A 26,180-nucleotide genomic window follows, 5' to 3' on the forward strand; every position below is an offset into this window, starting at 1 on the left:
ACTAATAATATATGATTCTATATAATGAGACTGTGCAAGATAACTGATAATAACGGAGAAAAGCAGGATTCTTCTGTTAAAAACACAGAACGAAAAGCGAGGAGTGAAAAAGATGAAATGCTTTGATGTGGCAGTGATCGGAGCAGGTGTTGTGGGATGTGCAGTGGCAAGGGAATTGTCCAGGTACAGCTTAAGCATCTGTGTCCTGGAAAAGGAACTGGATGTTGCCTGCGGAAATTCAGGCAGAAATACAGGAATGCTTCATGCGGGTTTTACCTACAGGCCGGGCTCTCTGAAAGCGGAGTGTGCTGTGGAGGGAAACCGGGAGTTTGACCAGGTGGCAGAGGAGCTGGATATTCCATTTAAAAGAACAGGCAAGCTGGTAGTTGGCTTTGATGAAAAGGATCGAAAAAATATTCTGAAATACAAGGTCATCGGCGAGGAAAACGGTGTCAGGGGCATGGAAATGATCGACAAAAAGCGCCTTAATGAGATCGATCCCAACGCAGGCGGCGAGTTTGCCATGTATGTGCCGTCCTCCGGAATTCTTGATCCTATGCAGTATACCATTGCCCTGGCGGAAAATGCCTGCATGAACGGTGCGGAATTTCTTTTTGATCACAGGGTCTTGGAAATTGAGCGCAGGGATGAACGCTATATTATTCATACACCGGCAGAGGATGTTTCCGTCAGGTGGGTGTTTAACTGCGCAGGAATGTATGCTTCGCAGATTTCTGAAATGCTGGGGTATCCGAACTATCCGGTTAAAGGATTTAAGGGAGAATATTATGTTCTTGACAAAAAAGCCGGAAAAGAAATGAAAATTCCCATTTATCCGGCTCCAAATGATAAAGGAGGATTTTCCACCCATGCAACGCCTACTGTAGACGGGAATGTTCTGGTAGGTCCGGATTCCTATGTGGTAGAGGAGTCTGAGGATTATAAGGTGACGAAGGAGCACATGGACGGACTTTTTGAGGACGGCCGGAAGGTGTTTAAAGAAATGAAGCGGGAATATTTTATCCGCAATTTTTCCGGAATCCGATGGAAACGTTATGATCCGGAAACAGGCGCAATTCTTGATTTTATGCTGGAAGCAGATGAAAAAAATCCCTGTACGGTAAATCTTGTGGGAATTGAATCACCGGGAATCACCTGCGCCCTGCCTCTTGCAAGAAGGGCTGTGGCAAAGCTGGTGGAAAAAGAGCATCCGGCTGTAAACGAAAGCTTTAATCCCCGAAGAAAGGGTATTCGCCGTTTTCTGGATATGTCCCTTGAGGAAAAAGAGCAGGCTGTGAAGGAGAACCCTGATTATGGGGAAGTGATCTGCCGCTGCGAAACAGTTACAAGGGCGGAAATTCTTCAGGCTGTCCATAATCCTCTGGGAGTCTGTACAGTAACCGGAATCAAAAACCGTACCCGGGCTACTATGGGACGGTGCCAGGGAGGTTACTGTGAAACAAGAATTACAGATCTGATACAGAAGGAGATTGGAATTTCAGAAGATCAGATTCGTTATTCCAGAAAAAATTCGTACATGTTTACGGGAAAGGTGAGGGATGAAAAATGAGACAGGCAGACGCAGTGATCATCGGCGGCGGTCCGGCAGGGCTTGCGGCAGCCGTAGAGCTTTATCATAAAGGAATTACCGATATCCTGATTCTGGAAAGAGAAAGCAGTCTGGGCGGGATTCTGAAGCAGTGCATTCATGACGGCTTCGGGCTCAGCCGCTTCGGGGAAACCTTAAGCGGACCGGAGTATGCACAGCGCTTTATCGATCAGGTGGAGGAGCTGAAAATTCCCTATATTACAGACGCTACCGTAATCCGGCTTACCGGTGATAAAAAGGTATATGCTGCATCCAGAGAGGGGATCATTGAGATACAGGCAAAAGCCGTGATGCTGGCAATGGGCTGCCGGGAAAGAACCCGGGGAGCTATCAGCATTCCGGGAGAACGTCCTGCAGGCGTGTGGACAGCAGGCGTTGCCCAGTCCTATATCAATCTTCAGAATAAAATGGTCGGACGGGAGGTTGTGATCCTGGGTTCCGGCGATATCGGAATGATCATGGCAAGGAGAATGACTCTGGAGGGGGCTCATGTGCAGGCTGTGTTTGAGCTTCAGCCTTATGCAAGCGGACTTCCCAGAAATATTGAGCAGTGTCTGAGAGATTATGACATTCCTCTTTATCTGAGCCATACGGTAACAGATATTCTGGGCAAAGACCGCCTGGAGGGGGTTGTGGTTTCCCAGGTAGATGAGAAGCTTCAGCCTGTTCCCGGAACGGAAAAAACATACCATTGTGATACTTTGATTCTTTCGGTAGGGCTGATTCCTGAGAATGAGCTTTCTCTTGAAGCAGGCGTTACTCTGGATGATCGAAGTAAGGGTGCTGTTGTGGATGAAAACTACCAGACAGATGTGGAAGGGATTTTTGCAGCAGGAAATGTACTTCATGTTCATGATCTGGTGGATTTTGTGTCTATGGAGGCAGAAAAGCTGGCAGACGCCATGGCCCGGTATATCCGTGAAGGCGGACTTCCTCCCTGTGAGCTTGATATAAAAACAGACGGAAACGTAACTCACACCATTCCCCAGAAGGTCAGCGGCAAAAAATCCTTCCGTCTTGCCATGCGTGTGCGCCGTCCGATGAAGGATGGAGCTATTGAAATTACTCAGGATGGAAAAACTGTAAAACGCTATAAATTTAAAAAAGCTCTTCCGGCTGAAATGATCCAGATTCCTGTTGAGGCGGAAAAGCTAAACGGAGAAGCTCCTTTGGAGGTGAATGTGATATGCTGAGACAGTTTACCTGTATTATGTGCCCTATGGGCTGTTCTCTGGAGGCAGAGGTTCTCCCTGAGGGACGGGTGGAAAAAGTTACCGGGAACAACTGTAAAAGAGGAAAGGAATACGCTGTCCGCGAGGTGACAAATCCTGTGAGAAATATTGCCTCCTCTGTTCTGGTTGAGAATGGAGAGCTGCCTCTGGCCAGTGTGCGTCTTAATGCCCCGATTCCCAAAAAGGATATTTTTCCTGTGATGGCGGAGATCAGAAAGATAAAAGTTACGGCACCTGTTTCCATTGGCCAGATCGTGCTTCAGGATGTACTGGGAACCGGCTCTGACGTAATTATTACAAAAAACGTAAAGAGAAAGGCGGAAGAGCTATGAAGGTAGTAAAGGGAGGAACCGTCTCAAGGCTTCTGAAGGATGTTCCTGTTCCGGAAATGTTTCATGCAAGGCAGACCTTTCCCCGTGAGGTAATTGCTCCGAAGGATATTCCAGCAGTTGTTTTCCGGGAAATGGCACAGCCTCAGTTTGCGGAAAAGATCAAACCGGGAATGAGTATTGCTGTTACTGCAGGAAGCCGCGGAATCCGGAATGTGGATATTATCACAAAAGCAGTAGTTGATTTTGTAAAGCAAAAAGGCGCATCTCCTTTTATTGTACCGGCAATGGGAAGTCACGGAGGAGCTACGGCAGAGGGGCAGGTTGAGATTCTGGAAAGCTTCGGAATCACAGAAAAAACAATGGGATGTCCTATCCGTTCTTCTATGGAGGTTGTGGAGCTGGGCTATTCCAGTCTGGGACGCAGAGTTGTTATAGACAAAAATGCCTATGAATCAGACGGGATCATTGTTTCCTGCAGGCTGAAGCCCCACAATGCTTTCCGGGGAACCCACGAAAGCGGTCCCTGCAAAATGATGACCGTAGGACTTGGCAAGCAGGTGGGGGCCCAGGTGGTCCACAGTGACGGAATGGGTAAAATAGCTCAGAATATTCCCACGATGGCCGCTGTTGTCCTTGAAAAAGCGCCTGTTCTTTTTGCCATTCCCTGCATTGAGAATGCTTATGATGAAACCTGTAAGATCGAGGCAATTCTGCCGGAGAATATTCTGGAGAGAGAGGCGGAGCTTCTGAAATATGCGTTTTCCAATATGCCGAAACTGATCGTAGGCGAAGGGGACGTGCTGGTTGTGGACAAGATCGGAAAGAACTTCAGCGGTACCGGAGTGGATCCAAATATTACAGGAACCTTTTCCACAGAGTTTGCAAAGGGTGGTATTCAGGTTCAGAGAACCTGCTTTTTGAATCTCAGCAAGGAGTCCCATGGAAACGCTCTGGGCTGTGGTCTTGCAAGCGCTATTACAAACAAGATTTTTGAGGAAATGGATATTGAAAAAATGTATCCAAACTGCCTTACAAGTACAGTACTGGCTTCTGCCCATATTCCTTGTGTGACGGCAACGGACAGGGAGGCGATCCAGCTGTGCATCTGTACCTGTAACGGACTTGGAGATGCACCTGTACGCATGGTGAGAATTGCCAACAGTCTTCATATTGACACCATTATGCTGTCAAAGGCTTACTATGATGATGTGAAAGCCGGGAAGTATCCGGGAGTGGAGGCTCTGGATGAGCCTGCGCCGTTGGAGTTTGACGAGGAGGACAATGTGGTTACACCGGTGAGGATTTAATGCTTGACCGGTCTCCCGGGATGTGATATCATACCTTTCAGATTAAATAAAAGAAACGATCCCTCTGCCACCGGGTAAGAGGATAAAGACGTCAGTTTTTTCGCCGTAGGTCTTAGAAAGCGAAAATACTGGCGTTTTTGTTTTGCCGGACAGGTGTGTTGGAAACAGGGGGAAATAAAAAACAACAGGAGGGAATATGAAAAAAACATCATGTCTGGGAGAATTTATGCGATATACCAGCCTGAATGTTCTGGGAATGATCGGGCTGTCCTGTTATATTCTGGCAGATACCTTTTTTATTGCCAGAGGACTGGGCTCTGACGGTCTGGCTGCCCTGAATATTGCCATTCCCGTGTACAGCTTTGTACATGGCTGCGGTATGATGCTGGGAATGGGAGGAGCCACAAAATACTCTATTTTCCGGGGGCAGAAAATGGAACAGGAGGGCAACAGGATCTTTACGAATACCGCGTATCTGGTTGGGATCTTTGCCTTGATCTTTGTCCTTATGGGACTTGGCTTTTCCGGAAATATCACGTCTCTTCTTGGCGCTGACGGGGAAATTTTTGAAATGACAAAAACATATCTTATGGTAGTTCTTCTGTTTGCACCTGCTTTTATGACAAATGATTTTCTTTTATGTTTTGTCCGTAACGATGGGAATCCGGGACTTGCAATGACAGCGATGCTGACAGGAAGCTTTGCAAACATCATACTGGATTATGTGTTTATTTTTCCAATGAAAATGGGAATTTTCGGTGCTGTTTTTGCCACAGGACTGGCTCCTGTGATCAGTGTCGGCGTGCTGTCGAAACACTGGATAAGCAGAAAAAATAACTTCCATTTCAGTCCTGCAAAGCCGGATATCAGATTAACGGGAACCACCTTTTCACTGGGTATACCATCCCTTATTTCAGAGCTGGCTTCCGGTATTGTGATTATTGTATTTAACTTTATTATTCTGGGAATCCGGGGAAATCTGGGTGTGGCTGCCTATGGAGTGGTAACAAATATATCTCTTGTGGTAACATCCATGTTTACCGGAATCGCTCAGGGAATGCAGCCTATTGCCAGCCGCTCTTACGGAAGCGGAGATGCGGAAAATACAGGAAAAATATTTCGTTATGCCGTTATAACCCTTCTGGGAACAGCAGCGGTAATCTACGGAATCGTGTTCCTGTTTGCATCGCCGATCACATCTGTCTTTAACAGCGAAAACGATATGCAGCTTCAGAAGATTGCGGAAGAGGGGCTGAAGCTTTACTTCCTGGCTGTGCCATTTGTGGGCTTTAATATTGTTTCGGCCATGTTTTTTACCTCTACGGAACGGGCGTTTCCGGCTCAGATGATCTCTGTTCTGAGAGGTTTGGTTGTCATCATTCCTGCTGCCTTTATTCTTTCAGCAGTGTTTGAAATGCAGGGCGTGTGGCTGTCCTACCCTGTAACAGAGGGAATAGTGACAATATTTGCAGTATGTGTTCTGTTAAAGAGTGCAGGAAGGAAACCAGGTACAGAAAAAGCCTGAATATTTATATGGAAATGACCTGTCCCATGGAAACATGAGAAGGTAAAGAAGAGATTGATTTACTGTTTCTTTTCCAGATTCAGAAAAATATTACAGATAAAAAACTTCCCGGAGGCAGGTGATTTCCGGGAAGTTTTATTTATAGTTATGAGCTTAAACGACAGAACAGAGAAAGTCAGGAAGGGTCATCCGGAGAGAATTCAAGAATATCTCCCGGCTGGCAGTCAAGCTCCCTGCATATGGCATTCAGGGTGGAAAAGCGTATTGCACGAACCTTTCCGGTTTTCAGATTGGAAAGATTAACGTTGGAGATGCCTACCCGTTCTGCCAGCTCGTTCAGAGAAATTTTCCGGTCTGCCATCACCCGGTCAAGTCTTAAAATAATTGCCATTTTTCCATCTCCTTATATTGTCATATCAGCTTCATCCTGAAGATCAATACCATACCGGAAAATTTCTGAAAGGATCAGGGCAAGGATTCCCATTACCAAAATTTCACCGCTGATATCCGGAAAGCGGAAAAAGACAGAATCGAAGAGAAACTTTTCGATCAGGCTGTAATACAAAGTATTTTTAAACAGAGCCATGATGATCAGAATCCATGAAATGACCCGCAGATCTTTTTCCGTTTTTCGAGTAAATGGTGTGTGTTCCTTCAGGGTTCTGTCCAGGATCCGTTTTACAAAAAGAAGAACGATCATAACAGGAAGAAGGGTCAGGATACTTTCAAGAATACCATAAATCAGATAGCCATTCAGAGGATCTGCAATCTGGCCTGATAGATCAGAGGGCAGGGAGAATCCTGTACACCATGCATCTGACCAGGTAAAAAACTGGTGATAATTGTCTGTATATTCATAATGGAAGGGAACCAGTCCTGCTTTTGCCAGAACAGGGAGCAGGATTAAATAAAACATAGCCAAAAGAAGAAGCAGCAAAATACCTTTCAGAAAAACAGCGGCATATTGACAGGTGGCTAAGGACTTGTTTTTCAGTGACAGGGAGGATTTTTCTGAAAAAATTATTTTATTCATAGAAGCCAGCTCCTTTCTTTTACCATATAAGATTTAATGTTTATCGTTGATTTCAATATATCAAAGTGACTTGTAAATGTCAATAAAAATTTATCGTTTATCATTAAAAATATCTTCTGGAATCTTGGCATACATAAAAAGAGGACATATTTCATAAGGTATCATAAACAGAAAAACTGGAGAATTTATGAAGTTTATTTCCTATATTTCCGGGTTTATGATACCGTTTCTTTTATTTTATGTGGTGGGATACGGGCTTCTTTCTAAAAGAGATATATACAGTGACTTTCTGGAAGGTGCAAAAGAGGGGCTGAAAACAGTAAAAGGTCTGGTTCCGGTGCTGGTCGGTCTTATGACTGCAGTAGGCGTTCTCAGAGCCTCCGGCTTCCTTGATTTTCTGGGGGAAATACTGGGAAAGGCAACGTCTGCGGCAGGTATTCCGCCGCAGATCGTTCCTCTTGGAATTGTAAGAATGTTTTCGTCCAGCGCAGCCACGGGACTGCTTCTGGATATTTTTAAAGAATTTGGGACAGATTCTCCTGTGGGGCTGATGGCTGGTCTGATGCTCAGCTCCACAGAAAGTGTGTTTTACTGCATGAGCGTGTATTTTGGCTCTGTGGGTATACAGAAAACAAGATATACTCTTGCAGGCGCACTTGTTGCTACGCTTGCCGGGATGGCAGCTTCCGTGTGGATCGTGACATGTGTGATGTAATTATCGGACAACAAATAAGAGGGATTGAATTACCTGAAAAAGTGAAATATAATGAATACTATAGAATTCTGAAGGGAGAATGAAGATGCAGCATTATATTACAGAAATTAAAATTAATCAGCTGCGGCATTTATCAGATATATCAATTTCATTAAATACAGAAAACAGACAGCACTTGATTATTACGGGTAAAAATGGTTCGGGAAAGACCTCCCTGCTACTTGCGGTTCAAAAGTATTTGCAGGCTATTAATGACGGAAAATTAAACAGGTTAAATGATATTTATATTCCCCAAAGCTTGGAATTGGAGGAAAGCCTGAAGGCGGTACAGACAGAAAAAGAAAAATATGAAATAAAACAACAATACAATCTGGGGATGGATTTGATAAAAAAATACAGAGATGGTGTAGATATCCGCTTTAATGAATCTGAAGATCTGGATGCGCTGTACAGTCAGGGGGAATTTGTGACAGCATTCTTTCCGGCAAACAGAAAAACAGAAATCCTTCGCTCTCGGGGTGTGGAGGATATTAAACTGAATGAAGCTTACAGCATAAATTCAGAGCCGGGAAAGCTGTTGCACAAATATATGGTTCATCTGAAAACACAACAGTCTTATGCCAGAAACGAAGGAGATCTGGAAAATGCGGAAAGAATCCAGGCCTGGTTTGATCGCTTTGTAGATGCGCTGAAAACCTTACTGGATGCTCCCTCAATTACGCTGGAGTATAATTACAAAGAATATGATTTTAAAATTTGTGAGAAGGGAAGAACGCCGTTTGGTCTGGATGAATTGTCAGATGGATATTCTTCTGTAATTCATATAGTTTCAGATCTTATGTTAAGAATGGATAAGAACTGGATTCTGGGAAATAAACTCAGTAGTTATGATGCAGAGGGAATTGTGCTGATCGATGAACTGGAAACTCATCTTCATATAGAATTGCAGAGAAAAATTTTGCCATTTCTCATAAAATTCTTTCCGAGGATTCAGTTTATTGTTACAACACATTCTCCGTACATTCTTAACTCAGTTTCGAATGCTAAAGCTTATGATCTGGAACGCTGTATTGAAATGGAAGATTTGTCATCCTATTCTGCAGAGGGACTGGCAGAGGGATATTTTGATGCGGATGAGTATTCTGATAAACTGAGAGAAAGGATTTGCAGATATCAGTATCTGAAACAAAAGGAAGAACTCACTGATGATGAGAGGGCAGAACGGGCAAAGTTGCGTATTGAGCTTAAAAATATTCCCCGTGGCTTGTCCGGTGAAGCAAGAGAGCGGTTTGAAGAGATTGAAGGAAATGGTTTATGATAAAAATTAAACGCAGAAAAACAGATAAAACAATAAAAGCCATTGAAGCTCTTAAGACTGCAAAAATTAAAAACAGTTCTTATAATACTCCGGAGGTTAATGCGGCCCTGCGGGAAATGTTTTATGGAAAATGCTATATCTGTGAAAATAAGCAAACTACGTCGTTTCAGATAGAGCATTTAATGCCCCATCATGGAAATGTAGATTTAAAATATGATTGGAACAATCTTTTCTGGTCCTGTGCGCATTGTAATAACATTAAGAACGATAAGTATACTCCTATTTTGGATTGCACAAAAGAAAACATAGAAGATTTTATTGCTTTTCGTAAAAAAGGATATTTTGGAACAGAAGAGAGACTGATATTTGAAAGTCTGGATTTTCGTACAGAGACGGAGAATACGGTAAAACTGCTTCAGGAAGTGTATTATGGTTCAACTCCTCAAAAACAGATAGAGGCAAAGGTGTTAAGACGGGCACTGAGAAAAGAGCTTTCTGAGTTCAAAGAATATGTTCGGGAATATCAGGAAGAAGAGGATGAGCAGGAAAAAGGGGATTTGAGATGTCTCTTAAGAAAGGAACTGAGGGACAGCTCTTCCTTTGCGGCATTTAAACGCTGGCTGATCAGAGACAATAAAAATATTTTCCCGGAATTATATGAGGATATAACTGCATTACATAAAAATTAAATGAACAGATATAAAATATGGCATAAAACAAAGACACCCTCTGCGGAATGATGTATATGAAATACTAACAAACAATATACTCATTCAAACAGGAGGGTGTTTGCTGTAACTGGTTCCCGGTAGCAGACTTAAACGGTCTTAACTAAAAAGCTCCCGGGTTTTCTGCATCCATTCAATGACAGGTACGGAGAAGGGGCATCTTTCCTCACAGCCGCCGCATTCCAGGCAGTGGGAGGCATTGGCGTCCAGTGCTTCATAGTGGGCGCGGACTGTGGGGGGAACCTCCTTCTGCATCCGCGCCAGATCCGCAAGCTTGTTCACCATGGCAATGTCGATTCCGGCAGGGCAGGGAGCGCAGTGACCGCAGTAGGTACACTGTCCTGCCGCGTAGGCATGCTGGGGAGCGTTTGCAAGTACGCTTGCATAATCTTTTTCCTCATCTGTGGCAGTCTCATAGGCAACTGCCTGATATACGTGTTCAGGTGAATCGAAGCCGGCCATAACGCTTGCCACAGCCGGGCGGGTCAGCGCATAGTGGAGGCACTGGACAGGTGTAAGCGCAACGCCGAAGGGAGAGGTTTTCGCATCGAAGAGACGTCCTCCTGCATAGCCCTTCATAACAGTGATTCCCACATTTCCCTGTTCGCAGATACGGTAAAGCTCTTCTCTTTCCGGATCAATACGGTTCAGGCCGTCCGCGTATTTTTCCACAAAATAATCGTCCAGATTTTCACTTGGAGGCAGAAGGTCAAAGGCCGGGTTGATGCTGAACAGAATCATTTCAATTTCGCCATGAAGAGCGGCTGTTTTTGCCACTGTGGGATTGTGGGTACTCATTCCGATGTGGCGGATAGTTCCGGCTTCTTTCAGGTTCCGGACATAGGCAATAAATTCGCCGGACATGATCTCTTTAAATTCCTCAGGGCTGTCAACAAAGTGGATCATGCCCAGATCAATATAATCAGTCTGCATTCTTGTAAGAAGATCCCGGAAAGCTTCATCAACCTTGTCCAGATCTCTGGTACGTTCATACTGGCCGTTCTGCCAGGTGGAACCAATATGTCCCTGAATGATCCATTTGTCCCTGCAGTCTTTGATGGCATTTCCGATATTGGAGCGGACATTTGGCTCGGACATCCAGCAGTCCAGGATGTTGATGCCCTCTTTCTGACAGACGTCAATGATCTCTTTTACCTCTTCTGTGTTGTGGCGTTCCAGCCATTCGCCTCCGAGACCGATCTCACTGACATTGAGACCTGTTTTTCCAAGTGTACGGTACTTCATAATGTTTTCCTCCTTTAAAAATAATGCGGCTCCGGAAAAATCAGCTTTTCAGAGGATTTTGTCCGGACCGCATGTAATGAACAGCTTATACAAGCTCTTTATTTTTCTTAATTGTTTCCAGAATAATGTTCTGGGTGTATTCTCCAAGATGTCTCTGGTCATTCTTGTCCAGATCCTTTACATAAACGGGCTTGCAGTATTCCACGATCACATGACAGGGCTTGATCTTCGGAAAATGTGCCTCAAAGATTTCTGCCGTATTGTTCATGGCAATGGGGATAATGGGACAGCCTGATTTGGAGGCAATCTTAAAGCTTCCCTCATGGAAGGGAAGAAGCTCTGTTTCGTCCTCTGCCTTATTTCTGGTGCCTTCCGGGAAAATACAGATGGAAATTCCTGACTTTACCTTTTCAATGGCAGTGAGGATGGTTTTCAGCCCCTGCTTGATATCCTTACGGTCAAGAAACAGGCAGTGCAGATATTTCATCCAGTTTGACAGAAGCGGAATCTTTTCCATTTCTTTTTTTGCCACATAGCCGGTGCGGATAGGACAGCGGCTGTAGGTGAGAAGAATGTCAAAATAGCTTCTGTGATTGCCGATGTAAAGCACAGGAGTATCTTTTGGGACATTTTCTTCGCCGATCACAGTGATCTTTGTTCCGGCAACCCACAGAATAAATTTAAAAGCGCCCTGGATCAGCCGGAGAGAACTGATTTCTTTTGTCATGGGAGAGAATTTGCCGATGATCCATTCCACAATAAGAACGGGAATGGAAAGAATCAGAAATCCGATCACAATGACAGCAACAAGTAAAAAGCGAATCATAATCGTACCTCTTTCGTATACGGCAGCCCATATCATGTGCGGCTGCCTTAATAGTAACATTATACAAATTAAATGAAATTGTTGCAATAAATCTTTTGGCAATTACATACAATACTTATCAAGGAACGGATTGGGGTGGCATTATGAAAAAGACAGTCCTTCTGGTCTGTTATCTGATTCTGATTCTGTCTCTGGGAGGCTGCCGGCTGGTGCGCATCGAGGAAGAAAAAAGAACGCCTCTTGAGTATGAGGTGGTGGAACCGGAACAGCTTCCTGAGGAAGCGGCTTCACTTGTGGAAGAAAAAAAGGCTTCAGAGTTCAGGGTCACATATCAGAGCGGAAAAGAGCTTTATCTGATCAGAGGCTACGGAAAACAGATGAGCGGCGGATACAGCATTCAGGTAAAAGAGCTTTCAGCTTCTTCCACAGCTGTATTTTTTGAGACAAAGCTGATGGGTCCCTCTGCAGAAGAACAGAGCGGAGCGCCGTCCTATCCGTATATAGCAGTAAAAATACAGTACCGGAAGGAACCGGTACAGTTTCAATAATGACAGGAGGAAAAGAAAAGTGGAATTAAAAAAAGAAGATATTCAGACGCTGCGGGTAAAAAGCCGGGCAACCAGTCAGGTAACCTTTGATGCTGATTACAATGTTCCGGATGTCAAGCCGGATATCGGACGAATGATCCAGAATAAAGGAGAGGTGGAGGTGGAGGAGGTCCGTTTAAATGACGGGCACGCTTTTGTCCGCGGAAGCCTCAATGTAGATCTTCTTTATGTGGGGGAAGAGGAAGGAAGAGTGTACAGTCTTTCTGCGAAGCTTCCTGTGGAAGAGACACTGAATCTGGAGGGAATTGTAAGCGGAGATAAAATGTGCCTGAAATGGGAGATCGAGGATCTGAGTCTTCATCTGATCCATTCCAGAAAGCTGAACATAAAGGCAGTAGTGACATTTTATGCAGTTGTGGATGAGCTGGCAGGAATCCGTCTGCCTGTGGCTGTGGACGATGAAACTGTTTCCGTAAAAAAGAAGCCCATGAAGCTTTTAAGTCTTGCCGTACATAAAAAGGACACTCTGCGCAAAAAGGAGGAGATTGTTTTATCCTCCAATAAGCCCAATGTAGCAGAGCTTTTGTGGCACACTGCAGAAGTCCGGGGCCTTGATCTTCGGCCTGAAGAGGACAGAGTAAAGGCAAAGGGAGAGCTGTATGTATTTGTTCTTTATACCGGAGACGATGAGGGAAGGACGCACCAGTGGCTGGAATATTCGGTTCCGTTTTCCGGGGAGGTGGAGTGTCCGGGATGTACGGCAGATATGATCCCCAATATGGAGGCTGCCGTGATCAGCCAGTCAGTGGAGGTGAAGCCGGATTCTGACGGGGAGGAACGGCTTCTGATCGCAGATATGGTACTGGAAGTGGATATGAAGCTTTACCGGGAGGAAGAGCATGAGGTGGTCCTGGATGTATATACGCCTTTGCGCCAGTGTATTCCAAAAGGAAAAACAGAGGCTCTGGAAAGTCTGCTGATCCGGAATTTTTCCAAGTGCAGGCTGTCCGACAGGATCGAAATGAAGGAAACCAGAGGGAAGATCCTTCAGATCTGTCACAGCCAGGGACAGGTGAAGGTGGATAAAACAAGGATTGTAGAGGGCGGCGTGCAGGTAGACGGTATTGTTCAGCTTAAAATCCTTTATATTGTGGGAAATGACGATATGCCGTTTTATTCCATGGAGACCATGATTCCCTTTACTCAGACGGTGGAAGCAGGCGGAATCACAGAGCAGAGTGTGTATTATCTTCATGCAGATCTGGAACAGCTTGCCACTTCCATGGTGGACAGTGATGAAATAGAGATCAGGGCAACTGTGAGCCTGAATCTTCTTGTTATGAGCTGCCAGGAAACAATGGTCATAGATAAGGTGGAGGAGCAGCCTCTGGATGAGGAAAAGGTGCGGGCAATGCCGGGAATTACTGTTTATGTGGTAAAACCGGAAGACTCTCTCTGGGATATCGCAAAGAAATTTTATACTACAGTGGAGGAGATCAGTACAGTCAATGAACTGAAGGACGGAGAGATCTCTGTGGGGCAGCCTCTGCTCCTTATAAAAAAAGTGGAACAATGACTATTGAAATTCCTGTAAAAATCATATAAAATATTTGCAAAGAATTGTATACAAAGTACAGAAAAAAAACGCTGCTGTCCACAGCTTTTACGGCAGTGCATAATAAAAAGTATAAAAGATAAAGTACGAAAGGACAGAGGAATGGCTTATGCGTCTTAGGGCAATGGCAAAAATCAATCTTGGACTTGATGTGATCCGCAAAAGGGAGGACGGATATCATGAGGTGCGCATGATCATGCAGACTGTGCGTATGTATGATACTCTGGAGATCAGGAAAAAACAGGCACCGGGAATTTCCCTGCGCTCCAACCTGCCCTATGTTCCGTCAGACGAGAGAAATCTTGTCTATAAGGCTGCAAAGATTCTTATGGATGAATTTCATGTGGAAGAGGGGCTTTCCATGAAGCTTACCAAATCCATTCCCGTAGCAGCAGGAATGGCAGGAGGAAGTTCGGATGCAGCCGCAGCCTTTGTGGGAGTGAACCGTCTGTTCCGTCTGGGTCTCAGCCAGGAGGAGCTTATGAAAAGGGCTGTTCAGGTAGGGGCAGACGTACCTTACTGTGTGATGAGAGGCACTGCCCTGGCAGAGGGGATCGGTGAAAAATTAACGCCTCTGCCGCCAATGCCGGAGTGCTATGTGCTGATCGGAAAACCGGGCATCAATGTTTCCACAAAAACAGCATATGAAAATCTGAGGCTGGACGCCATTCAGAGACGGCCGGATATTGACGGAATGATCGCGGCTATCCGAAACCAGGATCTGCGCTCCATAACAGAAAAAATGGAGAATGTATTTGAGCCGGGAATTATGGAAAAATATCCGGTGATCGGCGAGATTGAGAAATTTATGGAAGAAAGAGGAGCGCTGAAGGCAATGATGAGCGGAAGCGGCCCTACTGTATTTGGTATTTTTGAGGACAGAGAAAAAATGTTTGCCGCATCAGAGGCTCTGAAAAAGAGCGGTCTGGCAAAAACAGTTTTTGCTTCACGGATCTATAACCGTTCTGAGTAAGCGCGCAATTCAGATATTCCGGAGACATCAGTGATAAGGAGGAAATACAAAGGATGAATGATTTTTCTGTTGATATGAATGAGTATCTGCCGTTGAGAGACGTTGTATTTAATACTTTGCGCAAGGCAATTCTCAAGGGAGAGCTGAAGCCGGGAGAAAGACTGATGGAGATCGCTCTGGCAGACCGTCTGGGAGTCAGCAGAACTCCGGTCCGTGAAGCCATGCGGAAGCTGGAACTGGAAGGTCTTGTGGTGATGATCCCCAGAAGAGGCGCTCAGGTTGCAAATATTACAGAAAAGGATCTCAATGATGTTCTGGAGGTTCGCATTGCCCTTGAAAATCTTTCCATAGAAAAAGCCTGCGCCCGTATGACGGAAGAGCAGTTAGCCCAGCTGTGGGATGCCGCGGAGGAGTTTGAAAAAACAATGGCTGAGGGAAATCTGGTAAAGCTTGCAGAGGCAGACGTGGCCTTTCATGAGGTGATCTACCAGTCTTCAGACAACCGCCGTCTGAACCAGGTGCTGAACAATCTCCGGGAGCAGATTTACAGATATCGTGTAGAGTATCTGAAGGATGAAGAGACAAGGAATCTTCTGGTTAAGGAACACAAGGAGCTTTATGAGGCGATACGGGCAAGAGATGTAAAAAAAGCCCAGGAGATCTCTTTCCGCCATATAGAAAATCAGAGAGAGGCCATTGTATGCTCTATCCGGGAGGAGACGGAAATCAGGGAAAAGGCATCCGATCGTAAATAAAACTGAAAAATATGGTTATTCTAAGAGAGGTACAAATGGTATCTCTCTTTTTATTTACCATGATTTAGAGAGTTGGAAGAGGAAGTGTCCTCTTTTTTGCAGACGATGTAGCAGGAGTTGTATATGGGAAAAACAAAAATTTCTTCCAGGCTGAAGGACAATGAAGCATATATAAGAGAGCGCTGTAAAAACTGCGCGGATATTTTGATCCGCCCCATGCGTATTGGAACTATGGGAAAAACAGACTGTCTGATGGTATATATTGAGGTGGCAGTTTCCAATATGATGCTGGATGATTCGGCTATTGGAAAAATGATTAACCATTTCTGGGAAAGCTCACCGGAACAGATTCAGGAGTTTATGAGAAACAACAGTCTGGGAATCGCAGATGTAAAAAAATTTGAATACATGGAAGATGCCGTGGCGGCTATGCTTGCAGGAAACGCCATTTTTTTTATGGACGGTTATGACCGGGCAATGAAAATTTCCAGTAAGGGCTATCCAAATATGGGAGTGTCGGGAGCAGAAACAGAAAAGGTTCTCCGGGGTTCCAGAGAAGGATTTTCCGATTCTGTAAAAACAAACTCCGCCCTTGTGAGGAAACGGCTTCGGGATACAAGAATGAAAGTAGAGGAAATGAGCATCGGAGTCCGTTCCAATACTGTGCTCCAGCTTCTTTATATTGAAGATCTGGTTCACCAGGAGCTTCTGCAGGCCATCAAAGACCGTCTGGAGGAATTTGAGATTGATGGGATCCTGGACAGCGGAATGCTGGAGCAGCTTACCGAGGAAGCCTGGTATTCGCCCTTTCCTCAGTATCAGACAACAGAACGGCCGGACCGGGCGGCTCAGGAGCTTCTTAACGGAAAAGTCGTAGTGATCTGTGACAATACGCCTTATGCCCTGATTCTTCCAAGCTCCTTTAACGGATTTATGGAAAGCAGCGAGGACTGGTATCACCACTTTGAAATGGCGTCGTTTTTAAGGATTCTGCGCTATCTGGCGCTGATGACTGCGGTGCTTCTTCCCGGGCTTTATCTGGCAGTGATACGGTTTCACACTCAGATTCTTCCCACAAACCTTTTACTGTCTTTTGCAGAGGCCAGGGAGGGAGTGCCCTTTTCAAGTGTTGTGGAGCTTGTGTTTCTGGAACTGTCCTTTGAACTTATAAGGGAGGCAGGCGTCCGCGTTCCCGGTTCTCTGGGAAATGCCATTGGAATCGTAGGAGGTCTGATCATCGGACAGGCGGCTGTCAGCGCAAATCTGGTAAGTCCGATTGTTGTGATGATCGTAGCCCTTACGGCCCTAGGGGGAATGGTGATTCCAAATGAGGAGTTTGCCTCTGCTTTCCGGCTTCTGAAATATGTTTTTCTGTTTCTGGGAGGATATCTGGGGATCTTTGGCATTGTGCTGGGAATCTACCTGACGGCAGCTCATCTGTCAGGACTGTTAAGCTTTGGAATTCCCTATCTTCTGCCTTTTGTAAAAAAATCTCCCATAAAGGATGTTGGGGATGGGATTCTGAGGCTTCCCTTCCGTAAGCGCCGGATCCGCCCTCTTTATGCCAGACAGGAACAGAGTCTGAGGCTGAAAAGGAGGGAAAAATCATGAAATTTGCAGAAAATAACAGAATTTCGCACCGACAGCTGTACCGGCAGATGGTTCTGGCGTTTCTGGCTCCTTTTCTTCTGTGTCTTCCCGGAGAAAACCGCGTCACAGGGATATCAGGGATTGTGGGAGTGGCGGCTGCTCTGGTGCTTCTGGTGATCTACAGCTTTTTTCTGAGAAGACTGACGCCCTGGTACACGGATCCGATTAAAACCTTTGGAGCCGCAGGCGGCAGGATCATAGGAGTGTTTTTTCTGAGCTATGTGGCGCTGACAGGCGCATATCTTCTGGATTTGATGGATGAGCTGGTTCCGGCTGTTCTGATCACCGGTATTCCGGGAATTGTGATTTCTTTTCTGGCGGCAGCGGTCTGCAGCTTTGGAACCCATAAAGGTATGCAGAGAAGAGGAAGAATGGCAGAGGTGTCAGGCGGACTTCTTCTGGGCGGAGTTTTACTGATGATGGTTCTCTGTCTGTGGCAGATCACGCCGGAATATTTTACAGAAATGACAGAAGCTTCTGTTCTGCAGGGAAAAGAGGTTTTAAAAAGCTGTTATGGAATCCTTGCAGCATTTTCCGGAATCGGGCTTCTGCCCTTTCTTTTGAAGGATGTAGAAAAAAGAGGAACTGCAGGAAAGCCTGTGGTCCTCGGAATTGTTACTCTGGGAGGGATCCTGATGGGAATGCTTGTACTGATCCCGTCAGTGCTTGGATGGCAGAGATTCAGAAATGAAGCATATCCGGTTCTTCCCCTTCTGGCAGGGGCAGATCTTCCGGGAAATGTACTGGCAAGATTTGATGTACTGTGGATGGGATTTCTTTTATACAGTCTTCTGTTTGCCCTGGGCAGTCTGTTCCATTACGGACACAGGATCCTCGACCGGACCCGTATGGGAAGCGGGAAACTGTGGCTGCCTGCAGTGATCTTCGGGCTGTCCCTGATAAAATTTCAGGGGACGGGAATCCGGCAAATCTTTGACTTTTATCTGAGCCGCATCTTTGTTCCCGGTCTGCTTCTGATCCAGGTGTTTATGGCGCTGAGAGGAAAACGCAGGCGACAGAAAAAAGTAGCGCTGGCAGCCGGCCTCTGCTTCGTGGTGTTTTTCAGCGGATGTGCAGCCATAGAGCCGGAAAAAAGAATGTATCCTCTTGCACTGGGAGTAAACAGTGAAGAATCAGAGTTTTCTCTTATTTATGGAATGCCGGATCTTCCTCAGGCTACCGGGCAGGAGAAACAGGAGGAGTCAGGAAGTGAGGCTGTGCTTTCTATAACAGGAAGTGATTTTTATGAAATAGAAAGGATCTATGACCGCTCTCAGGAAAAATATCTGGATATGAGCCATCTGCAGGTGATCATTATGGGAGACAGACTTCTGGAAGGGGAAGGCTGGAAAATATTTATGGAATATCTTAAGGAAGAGCCCTTTGTTGGTGAAAATGTTTATATTTTCCGGACAGAAGACCCGGAAGCAGTGCTATCACGGGAAAGCGGAGGAACCTCTGCGGGAGAATATCTTACCGGGCTTCTGGAAAACCGTCTGCCGTCCCAGCAGAAAGACGGGGTGACATTAAGGCAGGCTTATCATCAGTGGTATGAGAGCGGCGCTCTTGTGGAAATTCCACGTATCATTATGGAAAACGGAGAATTGCAGGTATATCTGGAAAAGAGCTGAGAACCTTTAAAAACAGGTATCTTACCGGAATAGAAAGCCGTAAATTGTCTATACTCTGAATAGTGAATTCTGGTCAGAGGTTCACAGATGATAATGCTGTGGACAGGAACAATTTTGGAGGTACAGACTAATGGAATGGTTAAGAGACAGAAAAAACCGTCTGACGGTTTCAATACTTGCTGCAATGGCTGCTGCGATTCTGGTGGCAGGAGGATTCAGGCTGCCACAGTATCCGGCTGCATCTGCATGGTGGGGAACCATGTATCCGGAATTTTGCTTTTCGGAGGGAAGCGGAGACAGCCCCCGAAAGATTTCCTTCTGGCTTGCGGAAGTGCTGGAATGGTGATATGATATAAAAACCAGAGACTGCGGAAAAGCTCCGCAGTCCTACCAGTGCAGAAACGGAGACTTATATTTATGAAGCCAGACAGAGACGCGCCCATAGGTGTATTTGATTCCGGAGTGGGCGGGCTGACAGTGGCCCGTGAGATCATGCGGAATCTGCCGTCAGAAAAAATCGTATATTTTGGAGATACAGCCAGAGTACCCTATGGAGGAAAGTCCAGAGAGAATATTATCCGGTATTCCAGACAGATCATTCATTTTCTTATGGAGCAGCAGGTCAAGGCAATTGTGATCGCCTGCAATACGGCAAGCGCTTTTGCCCTGGAGGCAGTGAGGGATGAATTTGATGTTCCGATCCTGGGCGTTATAGAGCCCGGAGCCAGAGTGGCTGCAGCGGAGACAAAGAACAAAAGAGTAGGTGTGATCGGTACAGTAGGAACTGTTGACAGCGGCATTCATGCATCTTATCTGAAAAAGCTGGATCCGGAGATCACGGTGATCGGCAAAGCCTGTCCTCTGTTTGTTCCTCTGGTGGAAGAAGGATGGCTTCACGATCCGGTCACTGCAGAGGTCACGGCCAGATACCTTCAGGAATTTAAAGATAAAGATGTGGATACACTGATCCTGGGCTGTACCCATTATCCGCTTATCCGGTCTGTGATCCGGGAATTTATGGGGGAGGAAGTACGGCTGGTCAATCCGGCTTACGAGACAGCCCTGGAGCTTCGTTCTCTTCTTGAAAAAAAAGAGCTCCTTAATACAGGAGGGAAAACAGAAGAATTTCCATATCGTTTTTATGTCAGTGACCTTGCGGAGAAGTTCCGGGCATTTGCAGGCTCGATTCTTCCCTATGATGTGGAAATGACAAAAAAGATCGACATTGAAAAATATTAGGAGGCATTTATGGATAAAAATGTACTCATACATGTGCGGGGACTTCAGATGATGGAAGTGGGAGAGGAACAGGAGCCCATAGAGCTTGTTGTACCCGGCCAGTATTATTTTCGCAACGGAAGCCATTATCTCAGATATGAGGAAATTCTGGATGAAGGCTCAGAACCTACGATAAATTACATAAAAATGTCACCTCAGAGCATGGAGGTCAGGAAACAGGGCCTGGTCAATGTACATATGGTATTTGAGCGGGGAAAAAAGAATATGACCTTTTATACCACTCCGTTCGGAACACTTCAGATGGGGATTGTTGCCACCGGAATGGAGCTGAATGAAAGTGACAATAACATTAATATGAAGGTTGATTATGCCCTTGACATGAATGAAGAGCATGTGGCGGACTGTTACCTTTCTGTGCAGGCTCAGCCTGCCGATTCAAAGGATTTTGTACTGTAAATAAAATACAAGGCAGCTGTAGGAAATTTCTTACAGCTGCCTTGTGCTTTTTAATTTTTTTTGCTGAACATTCTTTTAAAGAAGCCTTTTTTCTTGGCCGGCGGAGTATCCAGATGACCGCGGATACCGCGTACACCTACAATGTACAGACCGCTGATATCAGCTTTTACTTCTTTTTTTACAGGAATCTGTTCGTAAATTTTTTCATCTGCTATCAGAATAGAGATCTTCGGACCGATCTTGGCCTTGACGATAGGCAGTTTGGTACGACGCATCATCTTCGGTGTCTGATCGATCACCATCTGCGGGAGACCAGATTCTTTTATGCGAAGTCGTTTTTTGTCAATTACCAACATGGAAACAGTCTGTTTTGCAGCTTCAATCTGTGCCTGCTGTTCTTCCTGTTTTTTCTGAGCCTTTTTTCCAAAAAAATAAAGGGCAATCAGTACGCCAACGAGAACAACAAGGATGACAAGCAGGACGATGGTAAGTGTATTCATAGATACCCTCCTCAATATGTATATTTTTCCCTCTTATAATCAGATACAGGCGGACATACATGTCCTTCAGAGAGAATTCCTGTCATGCGAAGTATATTTTATCATTAATCCGGTTAAAAGGCAAACAGTTTCGGGCAAAATTACAGTAAAATCCCGAATGGAGATCCAGGAGAAACTGTTTAGATAAAAATTATAAGAAATTAGTTTATATTAGGGGAAAACAGTGGAAATTATACGGATAAAAAGTTATAATAAGCAAAGTGACATAATTTGACGATTTTTGGCAGCTGTTCACAGGTAATATTTCACAAGATGTATTGATAAAAAACCGAAAAATAAAGGAAAAATACCCTCATCGAATGTAAATTGCAGGATACTTTGACCAGGCTTCCGGGAAAGGAGTGAACAGTAAAATTTCCTGACTGTTGTGATACCGGAATAAAGGATTTTACATTGGGTATATTAAAAATTACAGAAAAATAATGGACAGGAGTTACTATGGAAGAGCGAGGCAGGGGAAAGAGAAATATGCACAGTGAGAAAAATAAGGACGAGAGGAACAGGCAGCTGGAGGCCATGACCGAAGAGGAACGTGACGACTATTTCCGTGAGCTGCGAAGGGAGAGAAGGCTGCGCAGGCAGAAAAGGGAGCGCTGGAAGAAGCTGGCGGTTCTGGGCGCCACAGCAGTGATTTCCTTTGTTGTAGTAGTTGGCGCAGTCAGCGGGATCACACGTTTTGTCATTACAAAAAGCAGCGGTTCCGGCACAGCGTCCAATAAAGATGAAAACAAAAAAGGCGGGGGAGAAGCAACGGCAGAGGCTTCTGCGCAGACAGACCTTCTGGCAGAGGCGAATCTGAAAGCGGCCCAGTATGATTATGGCGGGGCTGTACAGCTTCTCAAAAGCGACAGCAGTTATGACAAGAATGCGGATTTTCAGGCTGCAGTAAAAAAATACGAGGAGACAAAGGCCACCTGCGTTTCCTGGCCTCTGGAAGAGGTAACTCATGTTTTTTATCATACGCTGATCAAGGATCCGGCGAAATCATTTGACGGTGATTATAAAGAAGGGGACTACAATCAGGTTATGACGACTATAGATGAGTTTAATAAGATCACTCAGACTATGTATGACAAGGGCTATGTTATGGTCAGCATCAAAGATATGGCTATTGCTGACGAAAACGGAAATATAACTCCGGGAGAAATCCTTCTTCCGCCGGGAAAAATTCCGTTTGTCCTGTCTCAAGATGATGTGTGCTATTACCATTACATGGACGGAGACGGCTACGCCACAAAGCTTGTTGTGGATGCTGAGGGCAAGGTTCGCAATGAATATGTGGAGGATGACGGAACAGTTTCAGTAGGTGACTATGACATGGTGCCACTGATCGACCGGTTTGTGGAGCAGCATCCTGATTTTTCCTACAAAGGAGCAAAGGGAATCATAGCTCTCACAGGCTATAACGGAATCCTTGGCTACAGAACAGATATCAGCTATGAGACGCGGCCGGATGATCTGGACGCCAATAAGGTGGAGTGGCTGGATGCCCATCCGGAGTTCAGCCTGGAAAAAGAGCGGGAAGAGGCAAAGAAGGTGGCAGACGCCATGAAGGCCAATGGATGGCTGTTTGCAAGCCATACCTGGGGTCACCAGAACGTAGGACAGATTGACCTGGCTCATCTGCAGACGGATACCGAGAAATTTAAAGAAAATGTAGATCCGCTGATTGGCGGAACAGATATTATTATTTTTGCTTTTGGAACAGATCTGACTGTTCAGGAAGATTATTCGGGAGACAAGTTTGAATATCTGAAAAGCGCAGGCTATAATTATTTCTGTAATGTGGACTCTAGTAAATATTTTGTACAGATCAGGGACCGCTATCTCCGTCAGGGAAGAAGAAATCTGGACGGATACAGAATGTACTATAATCCGGAGCTTCTGGAGGATCTTTTTGACGCAAAGGCAGTATTTGATCCCAGCAGACCGACTCCGGTACCGCCTATGGGATAAAGATAAAAATATATCATCCGCCGGATGAGTGTGTCCGGCGGATTTATATACCGGTCAGAGGGGGCCGGAAGGGGAAACAGAAGAAAGGGGAAAATCCAGAAATGAAAAAAGCAGTTCTGGCACTGACGATTGCGGCAGCAGTTGCGGCAGGCAGCGGAAGTATGCCGGTTTGGAACGGGAACACGCAGGAAATCACATCAAAGACATATATGCCGGTGTCTGCATCAAAGGATAAAAAGAAAACAGAAGAGAAGAAAACAAAAAATAAAAACAGTTCACAGTCTGTTCTGGAGCAGGCAAAGATCATGTATGCCCAGTACAATTATGACGAGGCCATCAAGCTTCTGAAAAGCCAGAAGGACTTTGAAAAAAACAAAGACTATATGGACATAGCCGCAAAATGCCAGGTGGCAAGGGCTGCTCTGGTGGAATATCCCATTGAAAAGATCACCCATGTGTTTTTTCACACTCTTGTGAAAGATACTTCCAAAGCTTTTGACGGAGATTCTGATTCAGGCGGTTATAATCAGGTTATGACAACCATAGACGAGTTCAACAAGATCATTCAGATCATGTATGACAAGGGCTATGTAATGGTAAGTCCTCACGATATGGCTACAGTGAATGAGGACGGCTCCATGAGCCGCGGAAAGATCATGCTTCCCAAGGGGAAGATTCCGTTTGTACTGTCTCAGGATGACGTGAGCTATTATCATTATATGGATGGGGACGGATATGCTTCCCGCCTTGTTCTGGATGAGAACGGGGAAGTAAAAAACGAGTATATTGAGGATGACGGTACAGTATCGGTAGGCAATTATGATATGGTGCCTCTGATCGATGAATTTGTGAAGCAGCATCCTGATTTTTCCTATCACGGACGAAAAGGCATTCTGGCAATGACAGGATACAACGGCGTTCTGGGATATCGGACAGATATCGCTTATAAGACAAAGGAGAATCTTCAGGATAATCAGAGAGAATTTCTGGAAAAAAATCCTGATTTTGATTATGAGGCAGACGTGGCAGCAGCCAAAAAGGTTGCCGATGCCATGAAAGCCAACGGATGGGAGTTTGCAAGCCATACCTGGGGACACAAGAACGCAACGGATTCCTCTGCTGAGGAACTGAAGGCAGACAATGAGAAATGGGAGGCTTATGTGGCTCCGATTCTTGGAAAAACAGATACGATCATCTTTGCATTCGGGGCTGATATCGGCGGCTGGGAGGGATACTCTTCTGACAATCCGAAATTCCAGTATTATAAGAGCAGAGGCTATCATTATTACTGCAATGTAGACTCCAGCCAGTACTTTGTACAGCTTTCCGACCAGTATCTTCGCCAGGGAAGAAGAAATCTGGACGGATACCGGATGTATTATAACCCGGAAATGCTCAGCGATCTGTTTGACGTATCGGAAGTATGGGATTCTTCCAGACCTACTCCGGTACCTGAAATGTGACAGAATAAATGAATATAAGGCATCAGAAAGGAGCAACTTATGAAGAAAAAAACAGTTTTGGCAATGCTGGTAATGTGTATGGTATTCAGTGCGTCTGCCTGCTCAGATAAGAATGCGGAAAAACCTGCTGCGGAAAAAACAGAAAGCAGCGCGGAAAAGACAGATAAGGCAGAAGATAAGACAAAATCAGAAGAAGACAAAAAAGAGGAAGAGGAAAAAGCTGAGGTCAGACTTGTTTCCGTCAGTGATATTTCCAAATATATTACTGTAGGCGAATATAAAGGGCTGAAGCTTAATAATATCGTAGAACCTGTTTCTGATCCTGAGGTGGATACAGAGATTGAATTCCGGCTGCAGGATAAGGCAGAGGAAGTGAAGGACGCAACAGCCCAGTCCGGAGACCAGGTGAGAGTCAGCTTCACCGGAACTATTGACGGCAAAAGCTTCGAGGGCGGCTCTGAAGAAGATTATGATTTTGTGATCGGAGAGGGAGCTGTGGCAGACGGCTTTGATGAAGGAATTGTCGGCATGAAAGCCGGAGAGACAAAGGAGCTGAATCTGACTTTCCCGGAAGACTACTATGACAGTGAGCTTGCCGGCAAGTCTGCAGTATATCAGGTGACTGTTCAGAGCATCCGCAGAACTCCTGAGCTTACAGATGAGTGGGTTGCAGCAAATACAGACAGTAAAACTGTGGCCGAATACAGAGCGGCTGTTCAGAAGGAGCTTGAGGATGGTGTCAACGAAGCTGCTGAGAATCAGCTTTATGCAGATGCATGGAACCAGGTTTTTGAAAGCTCTGAGATCATAGAATATCCTGAAGAAGATATTGAGACAGCCATAGAAGCTTATAAAGAACTGAATGGCGAGTATATTGAGCAGGCGCAGATGGATATGAGCGAATTCCTGAGATCACAGGGAATTACAGAAGAAGAATATGAGGAAGCCTGCAGAGAGTATGCAGAAGTTAAGGTAAAGCAGAATCTGATCGTTCAGTATATTATGGATGAAGAAAACCTCAGCGTAGATGACAAAGAGGAAGAAGAGCTGGATAAGAAGCTTCTTCAGCAGTACGGCGCCACAAACCTCAGTGAAGTGGTAGAGCTTTACGGGGAGCGGGAAGTGAATGAGACACGGGCTCTTCTGAGAGTGGAGCAGTTTATTGTGGATCAGGCGGAAGTAGATGAGAAAGTAGGCGGCGGCGATGAGCTTGCAGAAAATGAAGATGCAGTAACAGATGAGGGCGCTTACGATACTCAGACAGAGGATGCCGGAAATGCTACAGGTGAGCACGTTGCGGACGAGGACGCTGCTTTACAGGAATAACTCAAAGATCTTCAGACAGAGGCAGGACAATGTCTGCGGTCTGTATCGATCCGGAAAACGGACAGCAGGATACACTCTGCTGACAGGTGAATTTCAGGAAACTGGATGATTTTAGAAAAGTTTTATAAATATATGGAA

General features: G+C 45.3%; 25 protein-coding genes. 20 read left to right on the forward strand and 5 right to left on the reverse strand.

Going from position 1 to position 26,180, the window contains the following annotated elements:
* The first annotated feature begins 112 nt into the window (after window positions 1-112).
* The 5 genes from NSA57_RS05835 (at window position 113) to NSA57_RS05855 (ending at window position 6,005) form a co-directional block, all read left to right on the forward strand.
* Window positions 113-1,570, forward strand: a complete 1,458-nt coding sequence (locus NSA57_RS05835) for an NAD(P)/FAD-dependent oxidoreductase (protein WP_257464289.1) — start codon at window positions 113-115, stop codon at window positions 1,568-1,570.
* On the forward strand, window positions 1,567-2,802 hold the full coding sequence (locus tag NSA57_RS05840) for an NAD(P)/FAD-dependent oxidoreductase (RefSeq protein WP_257464290.1): 1,236 nt from the start codon (window positions 1,567-1,569) through the stop codon (window positions 2,800-2,802). Before NSA57_RS05835 ends, NSA57_RS05840 begins: the two co-directional genes overlap by 4 nt.
* A complete protein-coding gene (locus NSA57_RS05845) occupies window positions 2,796-3,173 on the forward strand; it encodes a DUF1667 domain-containing protein (protein WP_257464291.1) in 378 nt (125 codons plus the stop codon). Before NSA57_RS05840 ends, NSA57_RS05845 begins: the two co-directional genes overlap by 7 nt.
* A complete protein-coding gene (locus NSA57_RS05850; RefSeq protein ID WP_257464292.1) occupies window positions 3,170-4,480 on the forward strand; it encodes a nickel pincer cofactor-dependent isomerase, group 22 in 1,311 nt (436 codons plus the stop codon). Before NSA57_RS05845 ends, NSA57_RS05850 begins: the two co-directional genes overlap by 4 nt.
* A gap of 196 nt (window positions 4,481-4,676) precedes the next feature.
* Window positions 4,677-6,005 (forward strand): MATE family efflux transporter, encoded by a 1,329-nt coding sequence (locus NSA57_RS05855; protein ID WP_147599355.1) that lies wholly within the window; start codon window positions 4,677-4,679, stop codon window positions 6,003-6,005.
* Window positions 6,006-6,180: 175 nt separating this feature from the next.
* Here the strand turns inward: NSA57_RS05855 and NSA57_RS05860 are convergent, their stop codons facing one another.
* Both NSA57_RS05860 and NSA57_RS05865 read right to left on the reverse strand, forming a co-directional pair.
* Window positions 6,181-6,396: a helix-turn-helix domain-containing protein gene (locus tag NSA57_RS05860; protein ID WP_022067135.1), complete on the reverse strand. Its 216-nt coding sequence runs from the start codon at window positions 6,394-6,396 to the stop codon at window positions 6,181-6,183.
* A 12-nt stretch (window positions 6,397-6,408) separates the two neighbouring features.
* Window positions 6,409-7,038 (reverse strand): DUF2975 domain-containing protein, encoded by a 630-nt coding sequence (locus NSA57_RS05865; RefSeq protein ID WP_257464293.1) that lies wholly within the window; start codon window positions 7,036-7,038, stop codon window positions 6,409-6,411.
* 187 nt (window positions 7,039-7,225) lie between these two features.
* On the opposite strand from NSA57_RS05865, the gene NSA57_RS05870 reads away from it, so the two are divergent.
* The 3 genes from NSA57_RS05870 (at window position 7,226) to NSA57_RS05880 (ending at window position 9,760) form a co-directional block, all read left to right on the forward strand.
* Entirely contained in the window at window positions 7,226-7,753 is a 528-nt protein-coding gene (locus NSA57_RS05870) for a spore maturation protein (RefSeq protein ID WP_138270409.1), read from the forward strand.
* Between the two features lie 85 nt (window positions 7,754-7,838).
* Window positions 7,839-9,071: an AAA family ATPase gene (locus NSA57_RS05875; RefSeq protein WP_257464294.1), complete on the forward strand. Its 1,233-nt coding sequence runs from the start codon at window positions 7,839-7,841 to the stop codon at window positions 9,069-9,071.
* Entirely contained in the window at window positions 9,068-9,760 is a 693-nt protein-coding gene (locus NSA57_RS05880) for an HNH endonuclease (protein WP_257464295.1), read from the forward strand. The genes NSA57_RS05875 and NSA57_RS05880 overlap by 4 nt, the downstream gene beginning before the upstream one ends.
* A gap of 138 nt (window positions 9,761-9,898) precedes the next feature.
* Here NSA57_RS05880 and NSA57_RS05885 read toward each other — a convergent pair whose 3' ends face one another.
* Both NSA57_RS05885 and NSA57_RS05890 read right to left on the reverse strand, forming a co-directional pair.
* Entirely contained in the window at window positions 9,899-11,044 is a 1,146-nt protein-coding gene (locus NSA57_RS05885) for an aldo/keto reductase (protein ID WP_257464296.1), read from the reverse strand.
* Between the two features lie 85 nt (window positions 11,045-11,129).
* Window positions 11,130-11,870: a lysophospholipid acyltransferase family protein gene (locus NSA57_RS05890; protein ID WP_173753389.1), complete on the reverse strand. Its 741-nt coding sequence runs from the start codon at window positions 11,868-11,870 to the stop codon at window positions 11,130-11,132.
* A gap of 143 nt (window positions 11,871-12,013) precedes the next feature.
* On the opposite strand from NSA57_RS05890, the gene NSA57_RS05895 reads away from it, so the two are divergent.
* From NSA57_RS05895 to NSA57_RS05935, 9 genes are all read left to right on the forward strand, one after another.
* Window positions 12,014-12,418, forward strand: coding sequence for a protease complex subunit PrcB family protein (locus NSA57_RS05895; protein ID WP_257464297.1), 405 nt, complete (start codon window positions 12,014-12,016; stop codon window positions 12,416-12,418).
* 19 nt (window positions 12,419-12,437) lie between these two features.
* On the forward strand, window positions 12,438-13,994 hold the full coding sequence (locus NSA57_RS05900) for a DUF3794 and LysM peptidoglycan-binding domain-containing protein (protein WP_257464298.1): 1,557 nt from the start codon (window positions 12,438-12,440) through the stop codon (window positions 13,992-13,994).
* 148 nt (window positions 13,995-14,142) lie between these two features.
* Window positions 14,143-15,006 carry a 4-(cytidine 5'-diphospho)-2-C-methyl-D-erythritol kinase gene (gene ispE, locus NSA57_RS05905; RefSeq protein ID WP_257464299.1) on the forward strand — a complete coding sequence of 288 codons (864 nt, stop codon included), beginning with the start codon at window positions 14,143-14,145 and terminating at the stop codon, window positions 15,004-15,006.
* 53 nt (window positions 15,007-15,059) lie between these two features.
* Window positions 15,060-15,761, forward strand: a complete 702-nt coding sequence (locus NSA57_RS05910; protein ID WP_147599381.1) for a GntR family transcriptional regulator — start codon at window positions 15,060-15,062, stop codon at window positions 15,759-15,761.
* 123 nt (window positions 15,762-15,884) lie between these two features.
* A complete protein-coding gene (locus NSA57_RS05915; protein ID WP_257464300.1) occupies window positions 15,885-17,372 on the forward strand; it encodes a spore germination protein in 1,488 nt (495 codons plus the stop codon).
* Window positions 17,369-19,042: a GerAB/ArcD/ProY family transporter gene (locus NSA57_RS05920; RefSeq protein WP_147599385.1), complete on the forward strand. Its 1,674-nt coding sequence runs from the start codon at window positions 17,369-17,371 to the stop codon at window positions 19,040-19,042. The genes NSA57_RS05915 and NSA57_RS05920 overlap by 4 nt, the downstream gene beginning before the upstream one ends.
* A 130-nt stretch (window positions 19,043-19,172) precedes the next feature.
* On the forward strand, window positions 19,173-19,388 hold the full coding sequence (locus NSA57_RS05925; protein ID WP_138270418.1) for a hypothetical protein: 216 nt from the start codon (window positions 19,173-19,175) through the stop codon (window positions 19,386-19,388).
* A 71-nt stretch (window positions 19,389-19,459) separates the two neighbouring features.
* Window positions 19,460-20,281 carry a glutamate racemase gene (gene murI, locus NSA57_RS05930; protein WP_257464301.1) on the forward strand — a complete coding sequence of 274 codons (822 nt, stop codon included), beginning with the start codon at window positions 19,460-19,462 and terminating at the stop codon, window positions 20,279-20,281.
* Window positions 20,282-20,290: 9 nt separating this feature from the next.
* Window positions 20,291-20,737 carry a YwiB family protein gene (locus tag NSA57_RS05935; protein ID WP_257464302.1) on the forward strand — a complete coding sequence of 149 codons (447 nt, stop codon included), beginning with the start codon at window positions 20,291-20,293 and terminating at the stop codon, window positions 20,735-20,737.
* Window positions 20,738-20,787: 50 nt separating this feature from the next.
* Here the strand turns inward: NSA57_RS05935 and NSA57_RS05940 are convergent, their stop codons facing one another.
* Entirely contained in the window at window positions 20,788-21,237 is a 450-nt protein-coding gene (locus NSA57_RS05940) for a hypothetical protein (protein ID WP_257464303.1), read from the reverse strand.
* 498 nt (window positions 21,238-21,735) lie between these two features.
* On the opposite strand from NSA57_RS05940, the gene NSA57_RS05945 reads away from it, so the two are divergent.
* The 3 genes from NSA57_RS05945 (at window position 21,736) to tig (ending at window position 26,042) form a co-directional block, all read left to right on the forward strand.
* Window positions 21,736-23,253 carry a polysaccharide deacetylase family protein gene (locus tag NSA57_RS05945; protein ID WP_257464305.1) on the forward strand — a complete coding sequence of 506 codons (1,518 nt, stop codon included), beginning with the start codon at window positions 21,736-21,738 and terminating at the stop codon, window positions 23,251-23,253.
* Between the two features lie 101 nt (window positions 23,254-23,354).
* Window positions 23,355-24,716 (forward strand): polysaccharide deacetylase family protein, encoded by a 1,362-nt coding sequence (locus NSA57_RS05950; protein WP_257464306.1) that lies wholly within the window; start codon window positions 23,355-23,357, stop codon window positions 24,714-24,716.
* 39 nt (window positions 24,717-24,755) lie between these two features.
* Window positions 24,756-26,042, forward strand: a complete 1,287-nt coding sequence (gene tig / locus NSA57_RS05955) for a trigger factor (RefSeq protein ID WP_257464307.1) — start codon at window positions 24,756-24,758, stop codon at window positions 26,040-26,042.
* Window positions 26,043-26,180: the final 138 nt, after the last annotated feature.

The sequence above is a fragment of the Blautia caecimuris genome, from assembly GCF_024622975.1.
Classification (GTDB): Bacteria; Bacillota; Clostridia; order Lachnospirales; family Lachnospiraceae; genus Blautia_A; species Blautia_A caecimuris.